We start from the raw sequence: 11,825 nt of genomic DNA on the forward strand, positions 1-11,825 counted from the left end.
TCATATCCCCGGCCGGGCGCGCGACGCCTGGCACGCACTCCCCCACGCTCGAACAACCTCGCGCGAGGGCACCCCCATCGAGGGCGGCTCCGGCGCCTTGCGACGGCACGCACCAAACGCCGCGCGCTGATCCGGCCGGGGATATGACACAGGCTCTTACGGTGCACTGAAGCTCCTCGCGGAGGGATGTGCTGGTGGGCGCGGCCCGGTTGCCGGGCACGCGGACGGGGGTCAGGGCGTGCTGCCCGCCGTACCGCCGTCCTGCGGCGGGGAGGGCGGCGGCTCCGTCGTACCGGGTGAATCGCGGGCCGGGGCGGCGCCGGTGCGCAGCCGGCGGCGCGAGGCGTAGCCGGCGAGGCCGACGGCGAGGAGCAGGGTGCCGCCGTGGAACAACGGGACCGTCCAGAAATCGGCGCCCAGCTGACCGATGCCGGTGAGGCCGACGGCGAGGACGGCGACGGCGACGAGGGTGCCCATGGCGTTGGGGCGACCCGGCTTGATCGCGGTGGACCCGAGAAGAGCGCCGACGAACGCGGGCAGCAGGTAGTCGAGCCCGACGCTCGGGTTGCCGATCTGCTGCTGGGCCGCCAGCAGCACTCCGGCGAATCCGACGAGCAGCCCCGACGTGGCGAAGGCGTACACGGTGTACTTCCGGATCGGGATGCCGAGGAGGTGGGCGGCGCGCGGGTTCGAACCGACGACGTACAGGTATCGACCGAGCGGCAGTCGCTCCAGCAGCAGCCAGAGGGCGATCGCGATCGCGAGCACGTAGAAGGCGGGGACCGGTAGGCCGAGGAACGTGGAGTTGTAGATGTCCGTGAAGGCGGCCGGGAGGCCCTGCGGGCCGGGGACGATCCGGCCGCCGTCGGTGATCCAGCCGGTGACGGCGTACATCATGCTGCCGGTCCCGAGCGTGGCGATGAACGAGTCGATCCGGCCGAACTCGACGACGACACCGTTGAGGACGCCGACGAGGCACCCTCCGACGATCACCGCGAGACAGGCGAGCGGCCAGGGCCACCCGTCGTTGACGACCAGCTGCATCACCATGACGTGTGCGAGGCCGAGGCCGTAGCCGATGGAGAGGTCGAAGGCGCCGGTCACGATGGGGACCATGGCGGCGAGCGCGAGCACCGCCGGGATCGACTGGGTGGACAGGATCGAGTCGACGGTGTCGAGCGTGGGAAAGGTGCGCGGCAGGGTGAGGGAGAAGACCAGGAAGAGCAGCGCGGTGAGGGCCAGGAGACCGTAGGCGCCGATGAGGTGTCCGCCCGAACCGCGCAGTCGGGTCAGGTGACTTGGCCCGCCCCGACGGCCGAGTCGGCTCAGCGGGCCCGGTCGGTGAGGTCGCGGCGGCCGGGGCGAGGAGGGGGACGGCGAGGCGGTCACCGGTTGGTCGCTGTTTCGGCGGGAGGCAGCGTCGAAGCCGCCCGGGTGAGCCCGGCGACGGTCAGGGACGGGCCGCTCAGCTCGGCCGTCACGGACCCGCGGACGAAGACCAGGGCGCGCCGGCAGACGTCCGCGACCTCCTCGAAGTCGGAGGAGACCAGGAGCACCGCGAGGCCGGCGGCCAGCGCCTCGTCCAGCAGGCGGTGGATCGCGGCCTTGGCCCCGATGTCCACGCTCGCCGTCGGCTCCTCGAGGACCAGCAGGCGCAGGCCCACGCGGAGCCACCGCCCGATCATGACCTTCTGCTGGTTGCCACCGGACAGGGTGGCGATGGCGGCCTCGCTGTCGCGGGGGCGCACCGAGAAGCGGTCGATCAGGGCGGCGGCCTCGTGGCGTTCCCGTCGCGGACCGATCCAGTGCAGCGCCGGCAGACCGCCCGCGCGGGGGTTGGCCAGCAGGTTCTCCCGTACCGTCAACTCGGCCAGGCAGCCCTCCAGTTGTCTGTCACCGGGCACGAGGGCGACCCCGAGTGCCACGGCGTCGGCGACCGTACGAGGCCGGTACGGACGGCCGCCGAGGAGGGCCTGTCCGTCGAGGAGAGGTCGGGCACCCGTGATGGCCCGGCCCAGTTCCGTGTGCCCCGCGCCGGTGAGACCGACCAGGCCCAGGACCTCCCCGGCCCCGAGCTCAAGACTGACCGGTCCCGCGCCGGTGGTCCGTACGCCGTCGAGGGTCAGGACGGCCGGACCGTCGGTCGGCGCCGGAGCGCGGCGGTACTCGGTCAGCTCTCCGCCGACGATGTCCCGCACGAGGCGGGCCGGGCCGTGGCCCGCCAGCGGGCCGCGGCTGACGAGACGGCCGTCGCGCAGGACGGCGAAGGTGTCGGCGACCTCGTACACCTCGTCCAGGCGGTGGGTGACGTAGAGGATGCCGTGCCCCCGGTCGCGCAGGGCGTGCAGGACGCGGAACAGCCGGGCGCAGTCCGTGGCGGGGAGGCGCGCCGTCGGCTCGTCGAGGACGATGAGCTTCGCCCGTGCCGCCAGGGCCCGTGCGATGGCGACCAGTGAACGCTCGGCCGGAGCGAGCCCTGCGACCGGGTCGTCGGGGTCGAGGTGCCCGGCGACGGTCCGCAGGGCCTCGGTGCAGCGCTCCCGGGCCCGCCGCCAGGAGATCAGTCCGGCGCGGCGCGGATACCCGGCGCTCAGGGCGATGTTCTCGGCGACCGTCATCCACTCCACGAGGCCGAGGTCCTGGTGGATGAAGGACATGCTGCGGGAGGCAGCATGGCTGCCGAGCGGGTGCCCGTCCACCGTGATCTGCCCCGCGTCGGCGTGGTGGACGCCGGCCAGCACCTTGATGAGTGTGGACTTCCCGGCCCCGTTGGGACCGAGGAGGGCGAGGACGCTGCCGGCGTGGACGTCGAGGTCGACTCCGGCCAGCGCGACGGTCCCACCGAACCGCTTGGCGAGCCCACGGACACGGACCAGAGGTTGCACGGCCATCCCCGGTGATCGGCCTGGCGGGTTCTTCCCGACTGTCAGGACCGATAGTAACGGGACAAATATTTACATGTCGGACACTGTGCGTCCGTGTGGCCCCAACGGGGCAGCGGCCGCCTCACCCGCCGTGGAGACCGCATTCGGCCCAGATGACCTTGCCCTTCGAGGTGTGGCGTGTGCCCCAGCTCTGTGACAGCTGCGCGACGAGGAAGAGGCCGCGGCCGCCCTCGTCGGTGGTGGCCGCCCGGCGCAGGTGGGGCGCGGTGTCGCTGGTGTCGAAGACCTCGCAGATCAGGGCGCGGTCACGGAGCAGCCGTACCCGGACGGGCCCGGTGCCGTGACGGATGGCGTTGGTGACCAGCTCGCTGAGTATGAGTTCCGCGGCGAACGCGACCTCGTCGAGGTCCCAGTCGGCCAGCTGTCGCATGGCCGAGGCGCGGATCTCGCTGACGAGGGCCGGGTCGGCGGGCAGTTCCCAGGTGGCGATCCGGTGGGGGTCGAGGGCGTGGGTCCGGGCGACGAGCAGGGCGATGTCGTCGCAGGGGCCGGCGGGCGCGACGGTGTCCAGAACCGCCTGACAGGTCTCCTCCGGCGTGCGTTCCGGGTGGGCCAGCGCCCCGCGCAGCTGGTCGAGGACCACGTCGACGTCCCGGGTCCGGTCCTCGATGAGCCCGTCGGTGTAGAGGACCAGCTGGCTGTGCTCGGGGAGGGGGATCTCGATGGCCTCGAAGGGCAGGCCCCCGAGGCCGAGCGGGGGCCCGGCGGGAAGGTCCGGGAACGACACCGTGCCGTCGGGAAGGACCAGCGCGGGTGGGGGATGGCCGGCGCGGGCCATGGTGCACTGCTGCGAGGTCGGGTCGTAGACGGCGTACAGACAGGTCGCGCCGATGATGCCGGCGCCGTCGGAGGCCGGGTCCTCCCGGTCCAGTCGTCCCACGAGGTTGTCGAGGTGGGTCAGGACGTCGTCGGGAGGGAAGTCGAGCTCGGCGAAGCTCCGGGCGGCGGTCCGCAGCCGGCCCATGGTGGCGGCGGAGAGCATGCCGTGGCCGACGACGTCGCCGACGAAGAGGCCGACGCGGCTGCCCGACAGGGGGATGACGTCGTACCAGTCTCCGCCGACGTCGGATTCGGCGGGCAGGTAGCGATGGGCGACGTCGACGGCGTTCTGGTCGGGCAGGCCGTGCGGAAGCAGGTTGCGCTGCAGGGCCAGGGCCATGGTCCGTTCGCGGGTGTAGCGCCGTGCGTTGTCGATCGAGAGTGCCGCGCGGGCGGCGAGTTCCTGGGCCAGTGAGCGGTCGTCGTCCTCGAAGGGTGCGGGGTCCTCGGCGCGGTAGAAGCCGGCGACACCCAGCACGACGCCGCGGGCGACCAGTGGCACCGCGATGAGGGAGTGAACCCGGCTCAGCAACTGTTCCGAATGCTCGGGATCCTGGGCGAGCCAGCCCGACGCCGCCCTCAGGTCCGGTTCCAGCACCGCCTGCCCACTCGCCAGGGATCGCAGCTGCGGCGTGGTCGGTCCGTACTCGACCTGCTGGCCGACCGGCCTGAACGGGCAGTCGTCGCGGATGCCGTGGACCACCGTGCGGCGCAGGTCATGGCGGGGATCGGCGGCCTCCTCGCCGCGCAGTACCGCATCGGGCAGGTCGACGGTGACGAAGTCGGCCAGTCGCGGCACCGCGGTCTCGGCGAGTTCCTGGGCGGTCCGGCGGACGTCCAGGGTGGTGCCGATGCGGGTACCGGCCTCGGACAACAGCTCGAGGCGGCGTCGCGCGGCCAGGGCGTACGTCGCCACGTGCGGCTCTCCCACCAGGACGAGCCCTGTCGCGGGGGATGGGGCGTCGTGCTGATCGTCCCTCGCGCCGCCGCCGCCGACGTCGGCGGTCGGGAGACCGTCGCCGCCCACGGTGACCTGACCGGGTGCCGCCTCGGGAAGGTGGCCGGACGGCGGTGGGGAGGAGAACCCGGGGGCCGCGACGGCGGGGGCCGCCCCGGACGGCGGGGTGACGAGGGAGAGGGCAGGTGCGGGGGAGAGCGCACGTGCGAGGGAGAGGACGGACGGCTCGTCGACCTGGTGCGGAATCGCGTCCGCGAGTGGCGGGGGGCCGGGGAGCACGGCCTCGACGGCGAAGCCCTCCACTCCGGAAGCGCTTCGCATCGGACGGCTCATGAGGGTGATCCGCCGGTCACCGGGCAGGGCCACGTCGACGGCGCCCCGCTGTGCGCGGGAGATCAGCTCGGCGGCCTTCTCCAGGAGGACCGCCCGCTCCTGGGGGCGCAGCACCGAGGCCAGCTGGTCCACCCCGATCATGTGGCGCACGCCTGCCGCGGTCTCGGCCCCCGCGTTCAGGTACGCCCGCAGCAGAGCGCGCTCACGCGTGGAACGCAGCCGCAGCAGGCGCCGTTCGATGGCCGAGGCCGCTCTGCGTATCACGGTTTCCAGGGACGGGTCCTCCGCGTTGCGCGGATAGCCGAGGCACAGGACGCCCTCGATGCGTCCGCTGAGCGGGTCGTGCAGGGGAAGGGCGCGGCAGGCGCTGCCCTGGGAGCGCTCGGCGAAGTGCTCGGCGCCGTAGACCCGGATGAGCTGCCGCTCCGCCAGTGCGAGCCCGATGCCGTTGGTACCGGCGACCCGCTCGGTGAAGACGAACCCCGGGGCGCTCTGGAACGCGGGGAGACTCCTGGCCAGCGACGCCTTGCCGAAACGGCGCAGGAGAACCGTTCCGCTCGCATCGGCGACGGAGATGTTCATCTCGCTGCCGTCGAACCTGGACTGCAGCCGGTCGAGCACGGGCGCGGCGGCGCGGACGATCCGCCCGTCAGGTTCGAAATCGTCCCGGTAGGGAAGGTCGGACTGGTTCGGTGACAGGCCCAGCGCTCGGGAGCGCTGCCAGGAGCTCAGGATCGAGGGTCGAACGCCCGCCTCGATCGGCTCACCCTGGAGAAACAGCTCACGAAAGCGGGCGGGCCCCGTGCCGCCTGTCGCACGCCCCGTCAGCATCGATTCGCCGCCGGACCGGACCACGCCTCGCCTCACTCGCATGCTCGACAATGCGCATTTCGAAAGAATCTGGCATTGATGAGGATACGAGCATCCGGGACATGAGTCACGGCTCGTAAGATTCCTTACGGAGGATAATCGAACGCATGTGCGCGGAATGGTGGCAGGTGCATCCGCCGGGAAGTCCCGTCACTCGGGAGCCACCGCGCACACCTGTCAACTTCCTTCCGGATGCGCATCGTTGCTCGACCGGAGAAGTTCGTTTTCCACTGGTCTCTTTCGGGCACATCCGTTACCTGTCATCCGTTCCCAGGCGGCAGAGCGCTCGATGGGGGATACGTGTGTGAACACCTGGGGTTCGATGAACTCATCGGTGAGCAGGGCTTCTTCGCGCGCCTGCTCGGGCGGTCACCATCCGGAGGCGGCAGGGAGCCCCTCTACGGTCCCGACCTGCCCGTGGTGCTGCTCACCGGCGGCCCGGGCATGGGAAAGGAGCGGCTGCTGCGCGCCGTGCACGACCGGTTCGCGACGAAGGTCCCGGTGATCTACCTGGACTGCGGCTCACCGGTCTACGCGGACCGGGCGGCAGCGGAGCCGGGCGCCCGCTCGGCCGCGACCGAGGTCCTCGTCGAGGCCGCCGGGCGGCTGTGCACCTGGCAGGGGACGGGCGGCTCGTTCGCCTTCCCGCGCCTCTTCACCGGCCTCGCGATGATCGCGACCGGCGTCGCGGACGGCAGCCCCAACGCGGTCGCGACCGAGATCGAGCGATACGAGGAGCTGGCCCAGCGGCAGCGCTTGCGCGGCCTCGGAGCGGGCCTGGGCGCGGGTGACTTCTGGCGGGGCCTGCTCGGCGGAACCATCCGCAACCTGCTGGCGGCGCTCGGCGGGCAAGCGCTCGGCCCGTACCCCGCCGCGGTGGTCAACGCCCTGCTGGACGCGCTCTTCGAGCGCCTGGCGCCCAAGGGCAGGGCGGAACTGGAGCGGATCTACGGCGCGTATCCAGGCGCGGCCGGCCAGCCCAAGCACGGGCTGCGCAATCTCGCCGCCGACTTCCAGGCCGACGACGAGGCACGGGAGCTGGCAGAAAGCTTCCTCTTCCGGGCGCTGCGCGAGGACCTCGAGGCGGCGTACGCCTCGGCGGTCGGCTGGTTGCGCCGGGTCGGCCGCCCGGGGCTGCTGCTGAACCATGCCGAGTCGCCCCTGGGGGAGCGGCTGCTGTGCGCGGTGCTCACCGACCGCCGGAGCGGACAGCGTGACCGCGTGGTGATCGTGGGCACCGCGCGCCGGGCCGACGGCGGCACCTTCCTGCACGGCGGCCTGCCCCCGGTGGTGCCCCCGCCGGAGTTCCGGCCCGCCGACGGCGGCCCACCCGACTGGTCCCGGCGCACGGACGGAGGGGCGGGGCCGGCACCGCTGGCCGACGGCGTGCTGCTGCTGCGCATGCCCCTCCTCACCGGCGACCAGCTCCGCGCGGAGACCGAACGCAGGCAGCAGCGCGTGGAGCCGGAGGGCGGCACCAACCGCCGCCGCATCGACGCCGCCGTGGCACGGCTGAGTGGCGGACGACCGCACACGGTGATCCGGCTGGCCGCCGCGACCGCAGCGTTCCGGATGCCGGCGGACGCCAACGACCGGGACATACTGGACGCACCCTTACGGCTCCCCGGCAACGGCGACCCCGAGCGGTCGGTGGCGGACGCACTGCTGCAGGAGCTGGTCCTGGACAAGCTGCCGGTGCGGCTGCGGCCCGAGCACCACGACCAGTGGCTCGACCTGCTCACCCATCTGTCGGTGGCCCACGACGAGGAGTGCGCGGACGTCCTGCTCCGCCATCATCAGGCAGGCCATGTACACCAGTTGACGGCTCACGATGTGTCGGAGCTGCTCACCGACACCGGGTGGCCCGCCTGCGAACGGCACTTCATCGGGGACTTCGGGCTGCGTCAGCTGCTGGTGCACCGGCTGTACGGGCTGCGCCCCGGCGGTGCCGCCTGGTACGCCGACCACCACCTGCTGCGCGACCACTACGCGGGACGCCCCGCGGCCGGCGAGGATGCGCCGAGCGGCGCGGCGTTCCGCTCCGTCACGGCACATCGGATGAACCACCACCTGGTGTCCGGCGGTGTGGACGACGTGGTCGGCCACCTGGCCGCCACGCTGCCCGGCCGCCCCCAGGAGTGGTGCGCGGAACTGCTGGAGATCGCCCAGGCGCCGTATCCGGGCGGAGCGGACGCCCGGCGGGAGCGCGCCCAGGGCCTGGTGGCGGTGGACGGACCGGCCCTGCGCCGCACCGTCGACCAGTTGCTGCACGCGGTGTGGCTGTGCGAGGAGCGCACCCGGCCGACCGGCAAGGAGACGGCCGAAACGCTGGCCACGCTGCTCAGGCTCCTCTCGATCATGGAGTTCGACGGCGCGCGGCAGCTCGGCAGGACGGCCACGGAGTGGAGTGGCCTGGCGGCGAACGAGCAGCCGTTGCTGCGCTGCACCTGTTCCGCACGGCTCGGGCGAAGGAGGTAGCGGGGATGTCGAGGTGGCGGGGGTTGTCCAGGTGGCGGGGGATGCCCAGGTGGAAGAGGATCCTCTTCACGCTGCTGACCGTGGGGGCGGTCACCGCGTGCGCCGTGTTCGCCTGGTCCGCCCTCCGCAGACCGGACACCTGCACCGACGGGATCGAGCGGATCGACGGCGAGTGCATCGGCGTCGACGGCGAGGGCTACGACTTCGGCACACCCGAGATCCGCGACGTGGCGCGGGCCATCGCACGCGAGAACAAGAGGATCGAGGGCCAGCCGTACGTCACGGTGGCGATGATGCTGCCGCTCCAGTCGGACCGGGCGGAGCTGCGCCGGCAGATGCGCAGCGACCTCCAGGGCGCCTACCTGGGGCAGCGGCAGGCGAACGAGGGCGAGGGAGAGCCACCGAGGATCCGGCTGGTACTGGCCAACCCCGGCCGGAACTACGCGCACCAGGAGCAGATCGTGGACACGCTGCTGCGCATGGCCGACGCGCCCGAGGACCGGCTGCGCGCCGTCACGGGCTTCAACCTCAGCCTCGACGCCACGGAGGAGGCCGTCGGACGCCTGACGGAACACAAGGTTCCGGTGCTCGCCTCCCGGATCAGCGGGGACGGGATCGCGAACAAGGACAGCGCCGACGGGATGGCGAAACTGCGGTTCCCCGGCCTGGCCCGGATCATCCCCACCAACCACGACGCGGCCCAGGCGCTGGCCAACTTCAACGGCGAACGGGGCCGGGAGAACGTCAGGACGGTACTGGTCTACGACAAGCGCCCCGATGCCTACAACGAGTCGCTGGCGAAGGCGTTCGGCGGCATCGAGGAGCAGGGCCCGCCCGGCCCCGCCCCGATGTCCTTCGAGTCCCCGTCGATAGACGAGCCGGGCTCGACCGGCAACCAGTTCACCCAGATCGCCAACAACATCTGTGACTCCGAGGCCGACACCGTCTACTTCGCGGGCCGCACCCTGCACCTGCGGATCTTCGCCCTCAAGCTCGCCCAGGTCGGCTGCAAGGACCGGCACTACACCATCGTCAGCGGCTCCGACGCCGCCTCGCTGCGCCAGGCCATGACGAAGAAGGACTGGGAGCAACTGCGCGGCGAGGACGGCCACGCGAAGGTGACGGTCCAGTACGCCGCCCCCGCGCACCCGGACGCCTGGACCACCGAGCTGGCCCGCTGGACCAGGCGATGGGACGCGGAGCACGACCGCGAGCCCACCGACGAGGAGCTCCCCCAGTACCTCACAGAGCCCAAGGCGGCCCTGGACACCTTGAAGAAGCGGATCGAGACCACGCGCGGCGAGGGAGTACGGCTCGGCTCCACCCCCAACCTGGAGGACTCCCGCACGATGCTCGTCTACGACGGCCTCCTCACCATCGGCAAGGCCCTGCACCAGGCACAGCAGGGCACCGCCGAGACGGTCCCCGGCCGCGAGGACGTCGGCCGGCAGTGGTCACTGCTCCAGTCCCGGCACCGCGTGCCGGGCACGAGCGGCCTGATCTGCCTGACCAGCGGCGGCAATCCGTACGACAAACCGGCCGCGATCGTCGAACTGGACCCGGCCGAGCAGGGCCACGGCAACCTGAAGTTCGTCGGCCTGGGCTGGCCCACCGATCGCGCACAGCCGAAGAACTGCGTGATTCCCAGCAGCACCCCCTGAGAGGTGCCGCCTTCGGCGCCCGGCACGGGGGCGGCGGCCGCTCGATCACCGCGCACGGCGGCTGACGTGACCGGAATCTCACTGCGGCCCCGGGGGTGCAGTCCGTACCCTGGTCACGCTTCTCGACACTGAGAACTGCCCTTGACCTGCATAAAGGCAGGCAGGGAGCGAATTTCGGGAGTTCTGAATGCTGCGTACCCTGTTCAAGTCCAAGATCCACCGCGCCACCGTCACCCAGGCCGACCTGCACTACGTGGGATCGGTGACGATCGACGCGGATCTGCTCGACGCCGCCGACCTGTTGCCCGGCGAGCTCGTCCACATCGTCGACATCACCAACGGCGCCCGCCTGGAGACCTATGTCATCGAGGGCGAGCGAGGCTCGGGGGTCGTCGGGATCAACGGTGCCGCCGCCCATCTCGTCCACCCCGGCGACCTGGTGATCATCATCAGCTACGCTCAGATGACCGACGCCGAGGCGCGGGAGTTCGAGCCGCGGGTCGTGCACGTGGACGGCGCCAACCGCACCGTCGCGCTGGGCGCCGACCCTTCCGAGCCGGTGCCGGGCTCCGACCAGGAGCGCAGCCCGCAGGCCGTGCCGGTGGCCTGACGGCGCTCGGTCCGGCGCGAACGAACAACGGAAGACGGTCCAGGAGGGGTGCCATGAGCGAGCCGGAGATCCGCGACGACCGGGCGGCGGGTCGCCTGGAGGCCTTCCAAGGCGGCGAAGTCGTCGGCCACATCGCGTACTTCGCCCTCGACGCCCCCGCACGCGCCCTCGTCCCCGTCCACACCATCGTGGAACCGGCCCACGAGGGCCAGGGCATCGCCGGCTCCCTGGCACGCGAGCTGTACGGCATGGCGGCGCGCGAGGGAGTCGTCGTCGCGCCGCTGTGCCCGTACGTCGTGAGGTGGGCCGAACGCCACCCCGACGAGGCGCCGGCGGCCGGTCCCGAGCTGCTGGAGGCGGCGAAGGGCTGGCTGCGAGCGCACCCCGGGCGGCTCTGATGCTCGCCCTCCTGCACACCTCGCCCCTGCACATCCCCGTCTTCGACGCCCTGCGCCAGGAGCACCACCAGGACCTGGAGCTGCGGCACTTCGTCGACGAGGAACTGCTGAGCCGGGCCCGCCGCGAAGGCACCGAAGCCGTCGCGGACGACGTCCGCAAGGCCCTGCACCAGGCCGTCGCCGACGGGGCGCGGGCCGTACTGTGCACCTGCTCGACCATCGGCGCCGTCGCGGAGGAAGCCGCCGCCGAGGCCGGGGTGCCGGTCCTGCGCGTCGACCGTCCCATGGCCGCGGCCGCGGTGGCCGAGGGCGCGTGCGTCGTCGTCCTCGCCACGGTGGAGAGCACCCTCGGTCCGACGGCCTCCTTGATCGAGGACGAGGCCCGACGTGCGGGGCGCCCCGCCGACGTGCGGACGCGCCTCGTCGAAGGCGCCTGGGAACGCTTCGACGCGGGGGACGTCGACGGCTGCGCACGACTGGTCGCAGCCGCCGCCGACGACGTCGTGGACGCCGATGCGATCGTCCTCGCCCAGGTGTCCATCGCCCCCGCTCAGCGGTTGGCGACCACGCCGGTGCCCGTATTGTCCAGCCCCGGCACCGGGCTGGCGGCGGCAGCGCGGGCCGTGCAGCCGCGGTAGGCCCACCCGGTCCTGCGCATTGACTCGGGTGAGTGACTGGCGGCTCGGCCCTCGGGTACGCGGGGGAGTAGTCCAGAGCCGACGTGCGCCGATGGGCTGGAGGACGCCATGACGA

The 11,825-nt window shown here is 72.3% G+C and carries 8 protein-coding genes; 5 read left to right on the top strand and 3 right to left on the bottom strand.

Annotated features, from left to right (window positions below):
* Positions 1-231 precede the first annotated feature (231 nt).
* The 3 genes from IF78_RS0131135 to IF78_RS0131145 form a co-directional block, all read right to left on the bottom strand.
* Positions 232-1,389, bottom strand: coding sequence for an ABC transporter permease (locus tag IF78_RS0131135; RefSeq protein ID WP_031481801.1), 1,158 nt, complete (start codon positions 1,387-1,389; stop codon positions 232-234).
* A complete protein-coding gene (locus tag IF78_RS0131140; protein ID WP_031481803.1) occupies positions 1,386-2,891 on the bottom strand; it encodes a sugar ABC transporter ATP-binding protein in 1,506 nt (501 codons plus the stop codon). Before IF78_RS0131140 ends, IF78_RS0131135 begins: the two co-directional genes overlap by 4 nt.
* Positions 2,892-3,006: 115 nt before the next feature.
* Positions 3,007-5,928: a SpoIIE family protein phosphatase gene (locus IF78_RS0131145; RefSeq protein WP_425314633.1), complete on the bottom strand. Its 2,922-nt coding sequence runs from the start codon at positions 5,926-5,928 to the stop codon at positions 3,007-3,009.
* Positions 5,929-6,225: 297 nt separating this feature from the next.
* Here IF78_RS0131145 and IF78_RS0131150 point away from each other — a divergent pair, with 297 nt between their 5' ends.
* The 5 genes from IF78_RS0131150 to IF78_RS0131170 all read left to right on the top strand — a co-directional run bounded on the left by IF78_RS0131150 (position 6,226) and on the right by IF78_RS0131170 (position 11,710).
* Positions 6,226-8,403 carry a P-loop NTPase family protein gene (locus IF78_RS0131150; RefSeq protein ID WP_031481807.1) on the top strand — a complete coding sequence of 726 codons (2,178 nt, stop codon included), beginning with the start codon at positions 6,226-6,228 and terminating at the stop codon, positions 8,401-8,403.
* Between the two features lie 41 nt (positions 8,404-8,444).
* Positions 8,445-10,064, top strand: coding sequence for an ABC transporter substrate-binding protein (locus IF78_RS0131155; RefSeq protein WP_234439817.1), 1,620 nt, complete (start codon positions 8,445-8,447; stop codon positions 10,062-10,064).
* Positions 10,065-10,251: 187 nt separating this feature from the next.
* On the top strand, positions 10,252-10,674 hold the full coding sequence (panD, locus tag IF78_RS0131160; RefSeq protein WP_031481811.1) for an aspartate 1-decarboxylase: 423 nt from the start codon (positions 10,252-10,254) through the stop codon (positions 10,672-10,674).
* Positions 10,675-10,727: 53 nt separating this feature from the next.
* Positions 10,728-11,072 (top strand): GNAT family N-acetyltransferase, encoded by a 345-nt coding sequence (locus IF78_RS0131165; protein ID WP_031481813.1) that lies wholly within the window; start codon positions 10,728-10,730, stop codon positions 11,070-11,072.
* Positions 11,072-11,710, top strand: a complete 639-nt coding sequence (locus tag IF78_RS0131170; RefSeq protein WP_031481815.1) for an aspartate/glutamate racemase family protein — start codon at positions 11,072-11,074, stop codon at positions 11,708-11,710. Before IF78_RS0131165 ends, IF78_RS0131170 begins: the two co-directional genes overlap by 1 nt.
* The last annotated feature ends 115 nt before the right edge of the window (positions 11,711-11,825 follow it).

This window comes from Streptomyces bicolor, assembly GCF_000719285.1.
In the GTDB taxonomy this organism is placed as follows: Bacteria; Actinomycetota; Actinomycetes; order Streptomycetales; family Streptomycetaceae; genus Streptomyces; species Streptomyces bicolor.